Origin of the sequence: Allobosea sp., assembly GCF_030695125.1 — a bacterium.
Classification (GTDB): domain Bacteria; phylum Pseudomonadota; class Alphaproteobacteria; order Rhizobiales; family Beijerinckiaceae; genus Allobosea.
On record NZ_JAUYTP010000029.1, the window covers coordinates 401,554 to 418,563 of the forward strand.

At 70.1% G+C, this 17,010-nt stretch carries 18 protein-coding genes and 1 tRNA gene; 14 read left to right on the plus strand and 5 right to left on the minus strand.

Going from position 1 to position 17,010, the window contains the following annotated elements:
- The first annotated feature begins 22 nt into the window (after positions 1-22).
- The 3 genes from Q8S38_RS10345 (at position 23) to Q8S38_RS10355 (ending at position 4,305) form a co-directional block, all read left to right on the plus strand.
- Positions 23-1,954: a L,D-transpeptidase scaffold domain-containing protein gene (locus tag Q8S38_RS10345; RefSeq protein WP_305680333.1), complete on the plus strand. Its 1,932-nt coding sequence runs from the start codon at positions 23-25 to the stop codon at positions 1,952-1,954.
- A gap of 302 nt (positions 1,955-2,256) precedes the next feature.
- Complete coding sequence (locus tag Q8S38_RS10350) at positions 2,257-4,017, plus strand: peptidoglycan L,D-endopeptidase MepK (protein WP_371125864.1); 1,761 nt, start codon at positions 2,257-2,259, stop codon at positions 4,015-4,017.
- 78 nt (positions 4,018-4,095) lie between these two features.
- Positions 4,096-4,305 (plus strand): hypothetical protein, encoded by a 210-nt coding sequence (locus Q8S38_RS10355; RefSeq protein WP_305680335.1) that lies wholly within the window; start codon positions 4,096-4,098, stop codon positions 4,303-4,305.
- A 131-nt stretch (positions 4,306-4,436) separates the two neighbouring features.
- Here the strand turns inward: Q8S38_RS10355 and Q8S38_RS10360 are convergent.
- A tRNA-Ala gene (locus Q8S38_RS10360) sits at positions 4,437-4,512 on the minus strand.
- 113 nt (positions 4,513-4,625) lie between these two features.
- Here Q8S38_RS10360 and Q8S38_RS10365 point away from each other — a divergent pair.
- The 3 genes from Q8S38_RS10365 to Q8S38_RS10375 all read left to right on the plus strand — a co-directional run bounded on the left by Q8S38_RS10365 (position 4,626) and on the right by Q8S38_RS10375 (position 5,997).
- Positions 4,626-4,916, plus strand: a complete 291-nt coding sequence (locus tag Q8S38_RS10365; RefSeq protein ID WP_305680336.1) for a YggT family protein — start codon at positions 4,626-4,628, stop codon at positions 4,914-4,916.
- Position 4,917: 1 nt separating this feature from the next.
- Positions 4,918-5,232, plus strand: coding sequence for a DUF167 family protein (locus Q8S38_RS10370; protein ID WP_305680337.1), 315 nt, complete (start codon positions 4,918-4,920; stop codon positions 5,230-5,232).
- A gap of 72 nt (positions 5,233-5,304) precedes the next feature.
- The gene (locus Q8S38_RS10375) at positions 5,305-5,997 is read left to right on the plus strand and encodes a carbonic anhydrase (RefSeq protein WP_305680338.1); all 693 of its coding nucleotides are present in this window, start codon (positions 5,305-5,307) and stop codon (positions 5,995-5,997) included.
- Here the strand turns inward: Q8S38_RS10375 and Q8S38_RS10380 are convergent.
- From Q8S38_RS10380 to Q8S38_RS10390, 3 genes are read right to left on the minus strand one after another with little or no spacing between them, the layout of a single operon-like run.
- On the minus strand, positions 5,994-6,599 hold the full coding sequence (locus Q8S38_RS10380) for a HutD/Ves family protein (RefSeq protein ID WP_305680339.1): 606 nt from the start codon (positions 6,597-6,599) through the stop codon (positions 5,994-5,996). The genes Q8S38_RS10375 and Q8S38_RS10380 overlap by 4 nt on opposite strands.
- Before the next feature lie 13 nt (positions 6,600-6,612).
- Positions 6,613-7,539 carry a site-specific tyrosine recombinase XerD gene (locus Q8S38_RS10385; protein ID WP_305680340.1) on the minus strand — a complete coding sequence of 309 codons (927 nt, stop codon included), beginning with the start codon at positions 7,537-7,539 and terminating at the stop codon, positions 6,613-6,615.
- Positions 7,536-7,682, minus strand: a complete 147-nt coding sequence (locus Q8S38_RS10390) for a histidine kinase (protein WP_305680341.1) — start codon at positions 7,680-7,682, stop codon at positions 7,536-7,538. The genes Q8S38_RS10385 and Q8S38_RS10390 overlap by 4 nt, the downstream gene beginning before the upstream one ends.
- 174 nt (positions 7,683-7,856) lie before the next feature.
- Between Q8S38_RS10390 and Q8S38_RS10395 the strand changes: the two genes are divergently transcribed.
- The 6 genes from Q8S38_RS10395 (at position 7,857) to fliP (ending at position 12,423) form a co-directional block, all read left to right on the plus strand.
- Positions 7,857-8,480 carry a shikimate kinase gene (locus tag Q8S38_RS10395; protein WP_305680342.1) on the plus strand — a complete coding sequence of 208 codons (624 nt, stop codon included), beginning with the start codon at positions 7,857-7,859 and terminating at the stop codon, positions 8,478-8,480.
- Complete coding sequence (gene aroB, locus Q8S38_RS10400) at positions 8,477-9,631, plus strand: 3-dehydroquinate synthase (protein WP_305680343.1); 1,155 nt, start codon at positions 8,477-8,479, stop codon at positions 9,629-9,631. The genes Q8S38_RS10395 and aroB overlap by 4 nt, the downstream gene beginning before the upstream one ends.
- A gap of 341 nt (positions 9,632-9,972) precedes the next feature.
- Positions 9,973-10,476, plus strand: a complete 504-nt coding sequence (locus Q8S38_RS10405) for a MotE family protein (RefSeq protein ID WP_305680344.1) — start codon at positions 9,973-9,975, stop codon at positions 10,474-10,476.
- Positions 10,473-11,177: a flagellar basal body L-ring protein FlgH gene (gene flgH, locus Q8S38_RS10410; RefSeq protein ID WP_305680345.1), complete on the plus strand. Its 705-nt coding sequence runs from the start codon at positions 10,473-10,475 to the stop codon at positions 11,175-11,177. The genes Q8S38_RS10405 and flgH overlap by 4 nt, the downstream gene beginning before the upstream one ends.
- A complete protein-coding gene (locus Q8S38_RS10415; RefSeq protein ID WP_305680346.1) occupies positions 11,177-11,689 on the plus strand; it encodes a flagellar basal body-associated FliL family protein in 513 nt (170 codons plus the stop codon). Before flgH ends, Q8S38_RS10415 begins: the two co-directional genes overlap by 1 nt.
- Positions 11,689-12,423 carry a flagellar type III secretion system pore protein FliP gene (gene fliP / locus Q8S38_RS10420; RefSeq protein WP_305680347.1) on the plus strand — a complete coding sequence of 245 codons (735 nt, stop codon included), beginning with the start codon at positions 11,689-11,691 and terminating at the stop codon, positions 12,421-12,423. The genes Q8S38_RS10415 and fliP overlap by 1 nt, the downstream gene beginning before the upstream one ends.
- 168 nt (positions 12,424-12,591) lie before the next feature.
- Here fliP and Q8S38_RS10425 read toward each other — a convergent pair whose 3' ends face one another.
- On the minus strand, positions 12,592-13,848 hold the full coding sequence (locus tag Q8S38_RS10425; RefSeq protein WP_305680348.1) for an aminopeptidase: 1,257 nt from the start codon (positions 13,846-13,848) through the stop codon (positions 12,592-12,594).
- A 137-nt stretch (positions 13,849-13,985) separates the two neighbouring features.
- Here Q8S38_RS10425 and Q8S38_RS10430 point away from each other — a divergent pair, with 137 nt between their 5' ends.
- A complete protein-coding gene (locus Q8S38_RS10430) occupies positions 13,986-15,161 on the plus strand; it encodes a diaminopropionate ammonia-lyase (protein WP_305680349.1) in 1,176 nt (391 codons plus the stop codon).
- Between the two features lie 146 nt (positions 15,162-15,307).
- A complete protein-coding gene (locus Q8S38_RS10435; protein ID WP_305680350.1) occupies positions 15,308-16,906 on the plus strand; it encodes a gamma-glutamyltransferase in 1,599 nt (532 codons plus the stop codon).
- The last annotated feature ends 104 nt before the right edge of the window (positions 16,907-17,010 follow it).

Consider the following 17,010-nt stretch of genomic DNA (forward strand, 5'->3'; position numbering starts at 1 on the left):
AAAATTTATGGGAATAGCGACCATGCGTCGTCGCCATTGGGCGGATCTGGCCTGCGTCTCGGCGCTCGCCCTCGCGCTGAACGCCCCCGCCGCTTTCGCCGAAGGCCCCGGCGTGATCGACCCCACGCTGGGCATCCCGCTGCCGGAGCAGCCCGCGCTCCTGCTGCTCGATGATGAGAAGCCGAGCACCAACCCGGCCGCCACGGCCCCGGCCGAGCCGGACTCGGCGGCACCGCCGGATGCGCAGACCGCGACCCTGCCCCAGGCCGAGCCCGGCATGGTGACAGGCGCGGTCACGCCCTCGGCCAGGCCCGAGACCACGCTGATGGCACCGGAGCCGCAGCTCGCCCCCGTCGCGGTTCCCGACGAGCCGGTGACGCTCGATATCCCGCAGATCGACCTGCCGCCGGCAGACCCCGCGCTCGTGGCACCGCAGGCCGCGCCAGTGTTGCGCAGCGCCGAGCCGGCCATCGCCCCGCCCGATCTGCCGAAGGTCGTCGTCGATCTGCCGGCGGCGTCTTCCGATCTCGCTGCCCAGATCCTGGCCCGCGCCCCCGAGGCGCTGGCCCTGCCGCGCCTGGGCGAGCGCGAGCGCGCCGAGATCCTCGCCGCTTACGAGGCCAACGGCCACAAGCCGCTCTGGATCGACGGCAAGGGCTGGAGCGCGGCCGGCCTGCGCCTGACCGAGAAGCTCGGGCGCGCCGGCGAAGACGGGCTGAGGCCCGGCGATTATCCGCTGCCGGCCTTCGAGGCCAGCGACAAGGGCAGCCTCGCCGAGGCCGATGTCAGGCTGTCGGCACTCGCCGTGCTCTATGCCCGCGATGCCCGCGGCGCGCGCGTCGATCCGCGCCGCCTGTCGAAGCTGCTGACGCCGACCCTGTCCCTGCCCTCCGCCACCGAGGTTCTCTCCGAGCTGGCGGGGGCGGCGGATGCCGGCGCCGTGCTCGCCGCCTACAACCCGCCCCATGAGGGCTATCGCCGGCTCAAGGCCAAGCTCGCCGAACTGCGCGAGCACCAGGACGACACGCCGCTGGTGCGCATCCCGTCGGGGCCGGCGCTGAAGCTCGGCATGCGCGACGATCGCGTGCCGCTGGTGCGCGCCCGGCTGGGCCTGGGCCCGACCGAGGAGCCGGTCTTCGACCGCTCGACCGCGACCGCGCTGGCCACATTCCAGAAACAGGCCGGCCTGCCGGCCACCGGCATCCTGGGCGCCCAGACGCTGGCGGCGCTCGGCACGCCGGCCACCGCGCGCGGCGAACAGGATATCGTCGCCCAGATGGAGCGCTGGCGCTGGCTCCCGGCCGATCTCGGCACCGACCACATCATGGTCAACGTCCCTGAATTCCGGGTTCGCGTCATCCGCCAGGACAAGATCGTCCACGAAACCCGCGCGATCGTCGGCAAGCCCGAGACCGCAACGCCCATCTTCTCGCACAAGATGGACCACGTCATCGTCAACCCGTCCTGGTATGTGCCCCCGTCCATCCTGCGGAAGGAGTTTCTGCCGGGGCTCGCGGCCGATCCCGAATACGCCGCCAAGCGCGGCTATGTCGTGACGCGCGGCAAGGGCGGCATCTCGGTGCGCCAGCCGCCGGGCGAGCGCAACGCGCTCGGCTGGATCAAGTTCATGTTCCCCAACGACCATGCCGTCTACCTGCACGACACGCCCAACCGCCGGCTCTTCGCCAACGAGAAGCGCGCCTTCAGCCATGGCTGCGTGCGTGTCGACAACCCCTTCCTGCTCGCCGACCAGGTGCTGGGGCCGGAATGGACGCAGGAGCGGCTGAAGCGGCTGATCGGCTCGGGCGAGCGGCGCATCAACCTGCCGCAGCCGCTGGCGATCCACCTCGTCTACAACACCCATGTCGTCGGCGCCGATGGCGCGCTCACCACCTTCGAGGATCTCTACGGCTTCCACCGCCTGGTACGGCAGGCGCTCGAACAGCGCGGCTGAAGCCGGCGTCTTCGGGGGAGGCGGCAGGCCGGGCCGACAGCGGGCGTGCTGCCTGACCCTGCCGGATCGTCGCGAGGCACCGTTTCGCCACGATCCCCCGATAGCCAGATTTGCGCAGAAACGAATGGCGTGCCGATTGCCGGCTTGCTAACGACTCGTTAACGCTTCTCCGCAACTGTTCGTTCACGTTCATCGCGCCGCTAAGGCCGGGGCATCGAGACGGGTCAGGCAGATTGGGCAGCTTAAACGCCATGCTTTCGGGACGAGCTTCGTGGTGCACGAAGCACGCTCTCCGCCGGGCCTTGACATGGGGTGTCGCGGCCGGCGCGCTGCTGCTCGGCGTGCGCGGCACGCAGGACGCCGTCGCCAATGGCGACACCCGCACGATCTCGATCAAGCACATGCACACCAAGGAGGAGACGACCGTCACCTTCAAGCGTGACGGGCGCTATGTCGCCGAAGGCCTCGAGAAGCTGAACTGGGCCCTGCGCGACTGGCGCACCGACGAACCGATCCGCATGGATCCGCGCCTCTTCGACGTCGCCTGGGAGGTCCAGCGCCAGGTCGGCTCCGAGCAGCCCTTCCATGTCGTCTCGGCCTATCGTTCGCCGGGCACCAACTCGATGCTGCGCCGACGCTCGCGCGCCGTCGCCAAGCACAGCCAGCACACGCTCGGCAAGGCGATGGATTTCTATCTGCCCGACGCAGCCACGGCGCGCATCCGCGAGGCCGGCATGCGGCTGCAGCGCGGTGGCGTCGGCTTCTATCCCGGCGCCCACACCCCCTTCATCCATCTCGACGCCGGCTCGGTGCGCTCCTGGCCGCGCATGACGCGCGACCAGCTCGTGCGCCTGTTCCCGGACGAGAAGACCGTCCATCTCCCTGCCGACGGCCAGCCGCTGGGCGGCTACGAGATCGCCAAGGCCGAGATCCTGTCCGGCGGCGGCGCGGTGGCCGGCTATGCGGCGGCCGATCTCGACGAGGGCGCGGTGATCTCCTCGGGCCGCAAGAGCCTCTGGGCCTCCCTGTTCGGCGGCGACGAGGAAGAGGCCGACGCCCGCCCGACCCGCGGCCGGCGCGTCGCGCCCAAGCCGCAACCGACCGTCATGGCCTATGCCAATACGGGTTTTGTCGACAGCAACGCCTCCGATGGCGGCCGCTTCGCCGTGGCGGTGGCCGCGCCGACAGCGCCTGCGACGCGCGCGCTCTCCCAGGAGCGTGCCGAGCGCCTGGCGCCGCGCGCCTCAGAGCCGCCCGCGGCGCAGGCCGTCACTGCCGCGCCCCCTCCGCCCCCGCCGGACAACCGGCCGGCGCTGGTCGATGCACCGCTGCCCTTCGCCCGCCCGCGCGGCCTGACGCTGCCGCAGCAGCCGGGCGAGGCCGAGGGCGCCGTCCAGGTCGCCGCCCTCCCCGCCAGCGGCGGCGCGCTGGCCTTCGCCCCCGCGACGGCCGTCCCCGACCAGAAGCTGATCCTCGCCGCCTTGCCGCCACGCCGGCCCGGCGAGATCACGACACCGCCCGAAACCGTCCTCGCCGGACGTCCGACCAACGCACCCTTGCCGCCGGTGCGACCGACCGCGCTCGCGCCCTTCGCACTGGCCGGCAACTCGACCCCGCTGAACGCAGCGGGCCAGCCGGGCCTGCGCGGCTGGGAGATCGGGGCGCAGCCCGCTGCACCCGAGGGCCGGCTTGTCGCCGTCAGCCATCCGCTGCCGCCGAGCCGCCCCCAGAGCGGCGGCGTGACCGTCGCCGCATCGACGCCCGCGCCGGCAGCAGCACCGGCACGGGCCGCCCCCACGCCCATCGTCGCGCAATACGACGCCGACCGCTCCGGCCTCGATTCGCTCTTCGCCGCGGTCGCCCGGACGCCCGCCCCGTCCGGCAGGACCGTCACGGTCGCCACCGCGCGCACGAAGACCAACGCCGCCGCTCCCGCGCCGATCGCGGGGCCGAGCCCGGCCGCGGCGCTGGGCTTCAGCCATGCCGAGCCCAACGACGCCCGCACCGGCTCCTTCAGCGGCCCTGCCGTCCGGCCTTTGCCGACGAATTTCATCCAGAACTGAGCCCGACCGCGCGGCATTAACCGATTGCTGACCTCGTTGGCGCCACACTGCAGGCGATTCGCCAACAGTGAGAGTGACATGGGACAGGTTTTGCAGTTTCGACTGCCGCAAGTGCGGGACGAGGTCCCGGTCGGGGCCACGCTCGATCTGTTGTCGGCGGTGGACTTCGCGCTGCGCGATCTGATCGACATCGGCAACCACGTCACGCTGGACGCGGTGCGCGAACAGGCCGCGGCCTGCCACGCCATGCTGTCGGCCGCCTATGACGCCGAATTCGGCCACGGCTGAAGGCGCATGCGAGCCGAGGCCGGATGCGAGCACCGGCCGCAAGTCTCTCGTGATTTCAAGCGATCGCCGTTTCGGGGGGTGATCCCACCAAGACCCCGATACCGCACGATTCAGCGGTCTTCAAAGGGCCTTGGTGGAGCTGAGGGGAATCGAACCCCTGACCTCTGCAGTGCGATTGCAGCGCTCTCCCATCTGAGCTACAGCCCCGAGGCGATGGCCTTCTAGGCCTTGCGTCGCGTGTCTGTCAATCGCCCGCGCCATGAGTTTCGCCGAGCGGCAGGGGACAAGCCGCGGCCGTTCAACGATGATGAGGAATGCCGATGCGTGCCGTTCTCGACGTGGTGATGCTCGCCTTGGACATCTACACATGGCTGCTGATCATCTCGGCCGTCCTGAGCTGGCTGATCGCCTTCAACGTCCTCAACACCCGCAACCAGTTCGTCGCCACCGTCTGGGACATGCTCTACAAGATCACCGAGCCGGTGCTGCGCCCGATCCGCAACCGGCTGCCCAATATGGGCGGCATCGACCTCTCGCCGATCATCCTGCTGCTGCTGATCTTCTTCGTCCAGCGCGTCATCCAGCTCTATCTCTACCCCGCCGTGTTCTGAGGTGACGCCGCCCTGGTCCGTCACCGGCGACGGGCTGCGGCTGAACGTCAGACTGACGCCACGCGGCGGCAAGGACGCGATCGACGGCGTCGAGACCCTGGCCGACGGCCGCTCCGTCCTCAAGATGCGGGTCCGCGTCGCACCCAGCGACGGCGAGGCCAATGCGGCGCTGATCGCGCTTCTGGCGCGCGAACTGGACCTGCCGCGTCGGGCCGTGACGCTCGTCGCCGGCGCGACCGCCCGGCTCAAGACCCTCAGCCTGAGCGGCGACGCCGCCACCCTCGCCGCGCGTCTGCAGGCGAAGATCGCAGCGTGATGACCGGCCCCCGTCGCTCCCGCAGTGCAGCATTCGCTTGACGAAACCGCCCGCCTCCTGTTCGAAGAGGCCATGGATCTCCCTGCATCGCCCTTTCCCGACCGGCTGACGGAAGGCTACCGCGCTTTCCTCGACGACCGGTTCGACCGCGAGAAAGACCGCTACGAGCAGCTCGCCGAGACCGGCCAGACCCCGAAGATCATGCTGATCGGCTGCTGCGATTCGCGCGTCTCGCCGGAGGTCATCTTCGACGCGCGGCCCGGCGAGATGTTCGTCGTCCGCAACGTCGCCAATCTGGTGCCGCCGTTCTCGCCCGACGACCAGCTCCACGGCACCTCGGCGGCGCTCGAATACGCCGTGCAGGCGCTGCGGGTCGAGCATATCGTCGTGCTCGGCCATGGCCGCTGCGGCGGCATCCGCGCCTTCGCCGACGATGCCCAGGGCCCGCTCTCCTCGGGCGATTTCATCGGCAAATGGATCACGCTGATCGGGCCTGCCGCCGAGCGCACCGGCGGGCGCGGGCGCCACGAGACGCTGGACGGCTATGTCGAGCGCCTCGCCTTTTCCTCGATCCAGCAATCGCTGACCAATCTGCGCACCTTCCCTTGCGTGCAGATCCTCGAGGGCAAGGGCCGGCTGCACTTGCACGGCGCCTATTTCGCCGTCGCCACCGGCGTGCTGATGCTGCTCGACCCGCTCACCGGCCAATTCGTCCCCGCGATCGGCGAGTTGCCGCGCAAGGCGATGCCAATCCGCTGCGACTAACGCAGCCGGATCGTCGCCAGCAGGACCTGCCCCGCCTCGATCCGCAGCGCGACATCCGTCGCCGCATCGATCCGCAGCGCATGGCCGCCAGGAACCGCCACATCGGCCTCACCGCAGCGCGCCCGAACCGCCTCACCCGGCGCGTAGAGGATATGGATGCCGCCGGTCAGGCTCATCGCCTCCCCGGCGCGCGGAACGACGAGATCGGCGCTGCACAAGGCCCGCTCGACGATCAGGTTGACCACCTCGACGGGCCCGTTCTCCAGCCGGCTTACGAGGGGAAGGCCGCCATCGTAGCGCACGGGGCGGAATGCCACGCGCAGATCGATCGCGCCCTCGGCTCCGTCCAACACAAGCCCCGAACCGACGATCACCGCCTGCAGCCGCTCATAGCCGGTCAAGTCCGAGAACGGCCCGGGCTGGACGATTGCGGTGCGGCCGAGCCGCCAGATCATCCCCTCCCAGCCGGCCGGATCGGCGCCCTCGGCGCAGGCATCGGCGATGTCGACCGTGATGCCGCCGCCGTTCTTCCAGGGCTTGCTGCGGAAACTTCCCGGGGCCAGGGGCGTCAGGATCGGCGGCGTCGGCAGGGTTTCGGTCATCGGGGGTCTCGCGTCAGGGCTCGTCGCCCAGGGGATGCAGGTCGCGCACCATGCTCTTCAGGCGGTCGTCGAGGATATGGGTGTAGATTTGGGTCGTGGCGATGTCGGCATGCCCCAAAAGCTCCTGCACGACGCGCAGATCGGCGCCGTTCTGCAGCAGATGGCTTGCGAAGGCATGGCGCAGCACATGCGGGCTCAGGCTGGCCGGAAGTCCCGCCGCCCCGGCGAGAACCTTGAGATCGCGGCCGAAGGCCTGGCGGGTGAGATGGCCGCTTTCGCCCTCGGCAGGAAACAGCCAGCGGCCGTCGGCCGCGCCGCTGTCGCGCAGCGCGCGGAGCCAGGCGCGCGCCGCCTCGCGCGCCGGCTCGTTGAGCGGCACCAGCCGGTCCTTGTCGCCCTTGCCGCGAACCACGAGGAAGCGCTCGCGCGTCGTCGCGGCCGACAGCGGCAGCGCGATCAGCTCCGAGACGCGCAGCCCCGTGGCATAGAGCATCTCGATCAGGCAGCGCATGCGCAGCGCCCGCAGCCGCGCCGCCGGCGTCAGCCCCTCGCGCTCGCAGGCCGATCGGGCGGTTTCGATCAGCCGGTCGACATCGGCGACCGAGATCACCTTGGGCAGCGGCCGGCCCAGCCGCGGCCCCTCGATCGCGGCCGCCGGGTCGCCGGGCGAAAACCCTTCAGTATAGAGAAAGCGGTGGAACTGGCGCACGGCCGAGAGCCGCCGCGCCGCCGAGGAGGCCTTGAGGCCGCGCGCGGAGATGTCGGCGAGCCAGGCCCGGATGTCGTCGGCCGCCACGGAATCAAGCGCCCGCCCGCCGAGGAATTCGAGATAATCGTCGATGTCGCGCTGATAGGCGTCGAGCGTGTTGCGGGCGGCGCCGCGCTCGGCGGCGAGCATGTCGAGAAAGCCGTTGCGCCGCGCCTGGGCGATTCGGCTCATTTCGGCTTCAGCTTGGAGGGCGGCACCGTCTCGACGATCTCCCGCGGCACCGGCTGGACGAAGGTGACCAGCGCGACCATGCCGCCGAAGACCAGCCCGCCCAGCAGGGCGAGGAAGGCGACGAATCGAAACAGCGTCGGCACGGTGAGGCTGAACCCTTGAGGCGATGTCCGGAGATGGACCGGTTGGCCCATCTTTTGGAAAGATGGCGGGCCCGGCAAGGGCTGCAAGGCCACAAGCCCGGCAAAATCGGCACGGCGCGGGACATGACGCGGCGCGATCGCTCATGCTAAACGGGCGCTGGGGACAAACGCCGCATGACGACCGTCGCAACGCTCGACCAGCCCGATACCGAGGAATGCCAGGTGGATCGCGAGACCTTGCGCGCCGCGATCGGCCAGCGCGCGATCGTGCTCGTGGGCATGATGGGCTCGGGCAAGAGCTCGGTCGGCCGCCGGCTGGCGACACGACTCGGCCTGCCCTTCGTCGACGCCGACACCGAGATCGAGACCGCCGCCGGCATGACGATCTCCGAGATCTTCGCCCAGCGGGGCGAGACCGAGTTCCGCAATGGCGAGCGCCGTGTCATCAGCCGCATCCTGACCACGCGCGCGCCTTTGGTGCTGGCGACCGGGGGTGGCGCCTTCATGAACGCCGAGACGCGCGCCCGCATCGCCGATCTCGGCATCTCGATCTGGCTCAAGGCCGAGCCGGAGGTGCTGATGCGGCGCGTGCGCAAGCGCTCGAACCGGCCCCTGCTCCAGACCGCCGACCCCGAGGCGACTTTGCGCGCGATGCTGGCCGAGCGCGAGCCGGTCTACGCCCTGTCGGACCTGACGCTGGTCTCGCGCGACGACCCTCATGATGTGGTGGTGACGGCGGCGATCGCGGCGCTGGACCGGCATCTCGGCGCCCATCCCGACCGAAAGCCGGTGTCATGACCATCCCTGCCGACGAGAAGCCCGGCGTCCGGATCACGGTTCCGGTCGCGCTGGAAGGCCGCGCCTACGACATCCAGATCGGGCGCCACCAGCTCTGCGAGGCGGCGGCTCTGATCGCGGCGATGGCGCCCGGCGCCAAGGTCGCTGTCGTCACCGACGAGAGCGTGGCGGCCCTGCATGCGCCGGCCCTGGAGGCCTGCCTGCAGCAGGAGGGCATCGGCTTCACCCGCATCACCGTGCCGCCGGGCGAGGCGACGAAATCCTATGCCCGCTTCATCGGCCTCTGCGACGCGCTGCTGGCGGCGAAGATCGAGCGCGACGACCTCGTCATCGCGCTCGGCGGCGGCGTCGTCGGCGATCTCACCGGGTTTGCGGCGGCCGTGCTGCGGCGAGGCGTGCGCTTCGTGCAGATCCCCACGACGCTGCTGGCCCAGGTCGATTCCTCCGTCGGCGGCAAGACCGGAATCAATTCCAGCCATGGCAAGAACCTGATCGGCGCCTTCCACCAGCCCTCGCTCGTGATCGCCGACACCGCGTTGCTCGACACCCTCAGCGAGCGCGAGTTCAAGGCCGGCTATGCCGAGGTGGTGAAATACGGGCTGATCGACGATCCCGCCTTCTTCGACTGGTGCGAGGTCAACTGGAGCCGCATCATCGAAGGCGGCCCCGAGCGCGACCATGCGGTGGCCGTCGCCTGCCGGGCCAAGGCGGCGATCGTCGCCCGCGACGAGCGCGAGGAGGGCGACCGCGCCTTGCTCAACCTCGGCCACACCTTCGCCCATGCGCTGGAACGGCTGACCAACTACGATTCGACGAGGCTCGTCCATGGCGAGGCGGTGGCGATCGGGCTCGCACTCGCCTTCCGCTTCTCGCAGCGTCTGGGCCTCTGCCCGGGCCAGGACGCGAGCCGCGTCTCGCGCCATCTCGACGCGGTCGGCCTGCCGACCACGCTCCAGCAGGTGCCGGGCGGGGCCGGCAGCGCGGCGGAGATCGTCGCCGCGATGGGCCAGGACAAGAAGGTCCGGCGCGGTGTGCTGACCTTCATCCTGGCACGCGGCATCGGCCGGAGCTTCATCGCGCATGGCGTCGCGGCGGAGGAGGTGATGGCCTTCGTCGAGGCGGAACTCTCCGCCAACGGGCCGGCGCGCTGACGACACCGTATGGCGCTGAGGAACGCCCTCGTATCTGTCGTCCTCCGACGGCCTGAGCCCGAATTCCTGCCCATCGTAGAGCCCGAGCGCCGTTGAGACGCCCCGGACCGGCCTGACCGGCCGCCCGCTCGCGCTTCCGTACCAGCGCCCCCCGCCACCCCTCCAGTACGAACCCACGGCATAAGACCCTGCGTGCGTCGCGGGCGGTCCCTCCGGCGCGCGCCAGCCTCGCGAAAGCGTCGCCGCGTAGACGGTTCAGCAGCAGATGATCACGAGTCAAGGCAGCTGGGTCGGACAGAATGCAGTCGAGGCGCCCTCTTACACGAACGTTGCTGCCGGCCATGGTGCTGACGCTCGGCATCGGCGGGACGGCCGCGCAGACCCGGACGCCGAGCCCGGCGACCGCCATCGCCACCGCCTCGACATCCGATGCCGCGAGCTTCTGTGCCGCCATCCGCGACCCCGCCGCCGAGGCCCGCTTCGCCTGGCAGGCGAACACGCTGAAGGGGCTCGAGGCCCGGCTCGCCGATACGCTGAAGAAGCTGGAGGAGCGCAAGGCCGAGCTCCAGCTCCTGACCGACCAGCGCGCCGCCGAGGTCAAGCAGGCCGAAGCGCGGATGACCGAGATCTTCTCGCGGATGCGCCCCGACGCCGCCGCGCTGCAACTGGCGACCATGGACCAGGGCGTCGCGGTGGCGGTGCTCGGCAAGCTGACCCCGCGCGCCGCCAGCGCCGTGCTCAACGAGATGGAGGCCTCGCGCGCCGCCCAGCTCGCCGAGGTCATGGGCGGCCGGCGCAACCCTCTCAACGGCAGCACGCCCTCAACCGGAGTCCAGACCCGATGAAGGTCCTCATTCTCGCGGCTTGCGCCGCAACGCTCGCCGGCTGCGGCATGGACATGGCCGAGGTCAACCGCGAGCCGCAGCTGTCCCGCGTCGGCAGCGGGCTCGTGACCCAGCGCGACGCCATCCCGCTGGGCACGCCGACGGGCCGGGGCGTCGATGTCGCCTTCAACTCGATCTACACCCGCCAGAGCGAGGACCTCTTCCGCGACACCCGCGCGATGAAGACCGGCGACGTCGTCACGGTGAAGATCTCGATCAACGACAAGGCCAAGCTCGACAACAAGTCCGACCGCTCGCGCAACTCGGCGGCGAAGTTCGGGCTCGGCTTCCTCGCCGATTTCAACGGCGCCTCGGGCGACGCCTCGGCCAGCGCCAATGCCAGCTCCGATTCCTCCTCGCGCGGGCGCGGCCTGACCGACCGCTCGGAGGAGGTCGAGATGTCGGTCGCCGCGGTCGTCACCGAAATCCTGCCCAACGGCAATCTGGTGATCAACGGCTCGCAGGAGGTGCGGGTCAACTACGACATGCGCGTGCTGAACGTCACCGGCATCGTGCGCCCGCGCGACATCACCGGCAATAACACCGTCTCCTACGAGAAGATCGCCGAGGCGCGGATCGCCTATGGCGGGCGCGGCCGCGGCATGGAGGTGCAGCAGCCGGCCTGGGGGCAGCAGGTCTTCGACAAGGTCACCCCCTTCTGATGGCGCCGTCGCTGACCAGCCTGCCCGGCCCGGCCAAGCGCCGCGGGACTTCGCGCCAGGCGCTGCTCACTGCTGCGCCGTTCCTGATCCTGACCGCGCTCGCCGCAGGAGCCGGCACGCTCTGGGGCCTGCGCGTCGTCGGCACGGTCGAAAGCACGGTGATGAAGCGGATGGAGGCCGCGACGCCCGATCTCGCGGTCAATCCGCAGATGACCGGGACGCTGGTTCTGAAAAGGCTGTCGCCGATCGTGACCAATCTGGCGGCGCCCGCCAACACCTGGGTGCGCCTCGAAGCCGCGCTGCTGATGGAGCAGAAGGCGGCCGCGAGCGCCGATCCGCTCGTCGGCGCGATCAGCGAGGACATTCTCGGCTTCCTGCGCAGCGTCACAGCGCAGCAGATGGAGGGCGCGGCGGGGCTGCGCAACCTGCGCGAGGACCTGCTCGAACGCATCGCGATCCGCTCCAAGGGCGTCGTGCGCGACATCGTCATCGAAACGCTGGTGGTGCAGTGATGCGGGCCCTCGCAGCGCTTCTGATCCTGCTGGCCGGCATCGTCGGCGCGCAGGCGCAATCCTTCGGCCTCGACGGCCTGCTGCCGCAGGGTGGCGCCTCGGCCTCGGGCCGCATCGTCCAGATCGTGGCGATGCTGACCATCCTCTCGGTCGCGCCGGGGCTGCTGATGATGGTCACCAGCTTCACCCGCTTCGTGATCGCGCTGTCCTTCCTGCGCTCGGGGCTGGGCCTGCAGTCCACGCCGGCCAACCTGATCCTGATCAGCTTGGCGCTGTTCATGACCTTCTTCGTGATGGCGCCGACCTTCGACCGGGCCTGGCAGGACGGCGTCCTGCCGCTGGTCGAGAACCGGATCGGCGAGGCCGAGGCCTATGCCAAGATCACGGCGCCGTTCCGCGACTTCATGCTGGCGCAGACAAGACCGCAGGATCTGCGCCTCTTCGCCGACATGGCGCCGCCGAGCATCCGCCCGGTCGACCCGACTGTCGCGGTCGACCTGCGCGTGCTGATCCCGTCCTTCATGATCTCGGAACTGCGGCGCGCCTTCGAGATCGGCTTCCTGATCGCGCTGCCCTTCCTGGTGATCGACATGATCGTGGCGACGATCGTGATGTCGATGGGCATGATGATGCTGCCGCCGACGGTGATCTCGCTGCCCTTCAAGGTGATTTTCTTCGTGCTGATCGACGGCTGGAACCTGCTGATCGGCGGGCTGGTGCGGTCGTTCAGTTAGCGACGCACGGCATCATGTCCCGGCTCGGAAGCTCACCGCCATCCTGGGCGGCCGAAGGCCGACCGGGATCCATCATCGAGCGCCGTCGAGCCCTATGATGGATCCCGGCCTGCGCGGCTTCGCCGCTGGTCCAGGATGACGGCGCGGCGAGGATCAGATCCGAGCCCCTCAGGCCCATTCGCCCTTGCGGAACACCGGCACGCGGCGGCCGTCGGCATGGACGCCGTCGATGTCGACGAGGTCCGACCCGATCATCCAGTCGATATGGATGAAGCTCTTGTTGCCGCCCTGGGCCGCGACCTGCTCGGGCGTCAGCTTGCCGCCATCGAGGAAGCATTTCGAATAGCACTGGCCGAGCGCGATGTGGCAGGAGGCGTTCTCGTCGAAGAGTGTGTTCAGGAACAGGATGCCGCTCTTCGAGATCGGGGAGGAATGCGGCACCAGCGCCACCTCTCCGAGCCGGCGCGCGCCCTCGTCGGTGTCGAGCACCTTGGCGAGCACATCGGCGCCGCGGCTGGCCTTCGATTCGACGATTCGGCCGGCCTCGAAGCGCACCTGGATCTCGTCGATCAGCGAGCCCTGATAGGAGAGCGGCTTGGTCGAGGAGACGTAGCCCTCCACCCGCAGCGCATGGGGCGTGGTGAAGACCTCCTCGGTCGGGATGTTGGGATTGCAGGTCACGCCGTTCTTGGCGGTCGAGGCGCCGCCCTGCCATTCATGCCCGTCGGCGAGGCCGACGGTCAGGTCGGTGCCAGGTCCGGTGAAATGCAGCGCGTGGAAGCGCTGGCCGTTGAGCCATTGCGTGCGAGTCTTGAGCGTCGCGTTGTGCGCGGCCCAGGCGGTGACGGGGTCCCCGTCCGCCACGCGCGAGGCGGCAAAGATCGCGTCCGCGAGCTTGCCGACCGCGACCTCCGCGGCGTCGCCGGGGAAGACGCGCCGCGCCCAGGCGGCGGTGGGATAGGCCAGGATGTTCCAGTTGATGTCGAAGCCCGCGATCTTCTCCAGCGCCGGCTGATAGGCGACCGAGTTGGCCTTGCTGGCGCGTGAGACCTTGGCCGGGTCCTGCTCCGCCATCAGCATCGGGTCGTCGCCGACGATGGCCAGCCGCGCGGTGTTGTTGGCGAAAGCCTTGGCGACGCCCTCATGCAGCCAGCCGGCGGCGCGGTCGAAGCTCGCATCATTGGCATAGCGGTAGCGCGCCAGCGTCACCTCCTCGTCGGAGAGGATCGGCGTCACCAGCCCGGCGCCGGCCTTGTAGGCGTGCTCGGCGATCTTTCGGACCAGCGGCAGCGCCGTGACGGGTGCGGTGAGAAACAGGTCCTGCCCGGGCTGCAGATTGAGGCCGACGCGGACGGCGGCCTGGGCCAGCCGGTCGAGCTTGTCGGGGTCGATCGTTGCGGAGATGGGGCGCTGATGGATGGTCATGACAATGCCTGGGCTCGTGGTGTCCGCGGAATCTAGTGCAGAGCGGCCCGCGCGCCAATGGACCGGCGCCCCCCGGATATGCACGATGGCGCCGTTCCCGCGAGCGACTGCTCGCTTCTGTTCCGCATGAGACCGCCATGTTCCTGCTCAACACGCATCCCGATCATCGCAAGCCGCTGCTGCCGGCCGATGCGGAAGGCCTCGGGGTCACCGGTGCGGCGCAGGTCGAGCGGCAGATCAGCCGGCGCGACAATTATGCCGTGACACCGCTGCAGGCGCTGCCGGCCCTGGCCAGGGAGCTCGGTGTCGCGGCGATCCACCTCAAGGACGAAGGGCACCGGCTCGGGCTCGGCAGTTTCAAGGCGCTCGGCGGCTCCTATGTCGTGGTCAGGCTGGTGCTGGAGGAGGCCGCGCGCCGGCTGGGACGCCCCGTCGAGATCGGCGAGTTGCAGACGCCTCCGGTCAGGGAGGTCGCGGCCTCCATGACCTTCTCCTGCGCGACCGATGGCAACCATGGCCGCTCGGTCGCGCAGGGCGCGCAGCTCGTCGGCGCGCGCGCGGCGATCTTCGTTCATTCCGGCGTCAGCGAGGAGCGCATCGCCGCGATTGCCCGCTTCGGCGCGACAATGATCCGGGCGGAAGGCACCTATGACGATTCGGTGGCCGAGGCCGCGCGGGTTTCGGACGAGAAGGGCTGGATCGTCGTTTCCGACACCTCCTGGCCGGGCTATGAGCGCATTCCCGGGCTGGTGATGCAGGGCTATACGGCGCTGGTCGCCGAGGCGCTGCGCCAGATGCCGCAACCGCCGACGCATGTGTTCGTGCAGGTCGGCGTCGGCGGCATCGCGGCGGCCGTCGCGGCGCATTTCGCCCTCGTGCTGGGCGACGAGCGGCCGGTCTTCGTCGCGGTCGATCCCTCGCGCGCGGCCTGCATGTTCGAGAGTGCGCGGGCCGGCGAGCCGGTGAAGGCCACGGTCGGCGAGCCGACGGTGATGGCGATGCTCGACTGCTACGAACCTTCGCTCGTCGCCTGGCGGATCCTGTCGCGGGTGGCGGACGCCTTCATGACGGTCGAGGACGAGGAGGCGGTCGCGGTGATGAACCGGCTGGCGCGGCCGGCCGGCGACGACCCCGTCATCGTCGCCGGCGAAAGCGGTGGCGTCGGGCTCGCCGGGCTGATCGCCGCCGCCGCCGATCCGGCGATCCGGGCGCAGCTGAAGCTCGACGCGACCTCGCGCGTCTTCGTCGTCAACACCGAGGGCGCGACCGACCCCGACCGCTATGCAGAGCTGGTCCACGCCAAGGCCGCCTGACCTCAACCACCAGGCGGCGGCATGCCGTGCCGGCATGCCGCCCGCACGATCGGCGCACGGGGCAGCGCTGGTCGCTCTGGCCTAAGCTCCCGCCGCGCGCCGGCTGGCATGGCGGGCGCAGCCTGGCCTTCGAGGGGAATTCAAAGATGACCGTTGCCGCAGAGGTGCCCTACCGCACGCAGAACTGGACGCTCAGCAAGCCCATGGCGAGCGGGCGCAACGGCGTCGTCGTCTCGCAGAACCGCGAGGCGGCCGAGGCCGGCGCCGCGATCCTCGAGGCCGGCGGCAATGCGGCTGATGCGGCGGTGGCGGCCTGTTTCGCGCTGGCCGCGGTCGAACCCTGGAACAGCGGGCTCGGCGGCATCGGCTTTGCGGTCGTGCTCAAGGCCGGCGAGACCAAAGCGAAGGTCGTCGATTTCGGCCCCGTTGCGCCGCGCCGCGCCGATCCTTCGGCCTACCCGCTGACAGGCGCGATGAAGAACGACCTCTTCACCTGGCCCGAGGTCGTCGGCGACGTGAACATTCACGGACCGCTCTCCTTCGTGATCCCGTCCTCCGTCGCCGGCTACGCCCAGCTGAAGGAGAGCTTCGGAACGGCGATGCCGATCGCCGACCTGCTGGCGCCCGCGATCACGCTCGCCAGGCGCGGGCTGGCGCAGGACTGGTACACGACGCTCAAGGTTTCCTCCTCGGCCGCCGTGCTGCGGCTCTACGCCGAAAGCGCGCGGATCTATCTGCCCAACGGCCTGCCGCCGGTGCCGCCCTATCAGGGCAAGCCGGGTTTCTTCCGTCTCGGCAGCCTTGCCTCGACGCTGGAGCGGCTGGCTTCGGCCGGGCTCGACGATTTCTACAAGGGTGAGATCGCCGGCCGGCTCGTCGCCGACATCAAGGCGATGGGCGGCGTCGTCGATGCGCAGGATCTCGCGGGCTGCAAGGCGATCGTGCGGGACGCGCCGACGATCGACTGGCGCGGCACCCATCTCGTCCACACCGCAGGCGGGCTCACCGCTGCGCCGACGCTGGAAGCGGTGGTCGAGGGCATGGATGCGACGCGGCCCGGTCCCGGGGGGCCCGACGCGGCCTGGTTCGCCAGCCTGTCGCGGGTGATGCGTGAGGCCTATGCCAGCCGGCTCGAGGGGCTGGGTGCGGCGAAGGCGGCGACCGAGCCCGGCGACACCTGCACCACCCATCTCACGGTGGTCGATGGCGAGGGTACGCTGGTCACGGTCACGACGACGCTGCTCTCCTCGATGGGCAGCCGCGTCGTGCTGCCCGACACCGGCGTGCTGATGAACAACGGCATGATGTGGTTCGATCCGCGCCCCGGCAGCGCCAATGCGATCGCGCCCGGCGCCCGGCCGCTCTGCAACATGTGCCCGGTGATCGTGACCCCGAAGACGGGCCCCGGCCCGCGCTATGCCGGCGGCGCCTCGGGCGGGCGGCGGATTCTCGCGAGCGTCTATCAGATGCTGGCCTGGACGGTGGATTGCGGCATGGGGCTGGATCAGGCGGCGCATCAGCCGCGCATCGACGTCTCGGGCCCGGACCAGACCAGCGCCGATCTGCGCCTGCCGGCCGACACACTGGCCGAGCTGGAGGCGGCCGGGCCGGTGGTCGTGGTCGAGCACGGCGTGCTGCCGATCAACTTCGCCTGCCCCAACCTCATCCGCGTCGATGCGGATGGGGCGCAGGGCATCAGCGACGTGATCTCGCCCTGGTCGGCGGCGGTGGCGGCGAGGAGCTAACCTGCAACGGCGTCATGGTCGGGCTTGACCCGACCATCTCGTAAACCAGAGACATCTGGTCATGAGATTCCCGGGTCAAGCCCGGGAATGACGTTGTCTGCGCA

Coding starts and splice junctions, on each gene's coding strand:
- flgH (WP_305680345.1), top strand. CDS start 10,473: ATGAAGGTCCTCATTCTCGCGGCTTGCGCCGCAACGCTCGCCGGCTGC.
- Q8S38_RS10375 (WP_305680338.1), top strand. CDS start 5,305: ATGGATCTCCCTGCATCGCCCTTTCCCGACCGGCTGACGGAAGGCTAC.
- Q8S38_RS10355 (WP_305680335.1), top strand. CDS start 4,096: ATGGGACAGGTTTTGCAGTTTCGACTGCCGCAAGTGCGGGACGAGGTC.
- Q8S38_RS10345 (WP_305680333.1), top strand. CDS start 23: ATGCGTCGTCGCCATTGGGCGGATCTGGCCTGCGTCTCGGCGCTCGCC.
- Q8S38_RS10415 (WP_305680346.1), top strand. CDS start 11,177: ATGGCGCCGTCGCTGACCAGCCTGCCCGGCCCGGCCAAGCGCCGCGGG.
- Q8S38_RS10430 (WP_305680349.1), top strand. CDS start 13,986: ATGTTCCTGCTCAACACGCATCCCGATCATCGCAAGCCGCTGCTGCCG.
- Q8S38_RS10380 (WP_305680339.1), bottom strand. CDS start 6,599: ATGACCGAAACCCTGCCGACGCCGCCGATCCTGACGCCCCTGGCCCCG.
- Q8S38_RS10385 (WP_305680340.1), bottom strand. CDS start 7,539: ATGAGCCGAATCGCCCAGGCGCGGCGCAACGGCTTTCTCGACATGCTC.
- Q8S38_RS10435 (WP_305680350.1), top strand. CDS start 15,308: ATGACCGTTGCCGCAGAGGTGCCCTACCGCACGCAGAACTGGACGCTC.
- Q8S38_RS10365 (WP_305680336.1), top strand. CDS start 4,626: ATGCGTGCCGTTCTCGACGTGGTGATGCTCGCCTTGGACATCTACACA.
- fliP (WP_305680347.1), top strand. CDS start 11,689: ATGCGGGCCCTCGCAGCGCTTCTGATCCTGCTGGCCGGCATCGTCGGC.
- Q8S38_RS10405 (WP_305680344.1), top strand. CDS start 9,973: ATGGTGCTGACGCTCGGCATCGGCGGGACGGCCGCGCAGACCCGGACG.
- aroB (WP_305680343.1), top strand. CDS start 8,477: ATGACCATCCCTGCCGACGAGAAGCCCGGCGTCCGGATCACGGTTCCG.
- Q8S38_RS10395 (WP_305680342.1), top strand. CDS start 7,857: ATGACGACCGTCGCAACGCTCGACCAGCCCGATACCGAGGAATGCCAG.
- Q8S38_RS10425 (WP_305680348.1), bottom strand. CDS start 13,848: ATGACCATCCATCAGCGCCCCATCTCCGCAACGATCGACCCCGACAAG.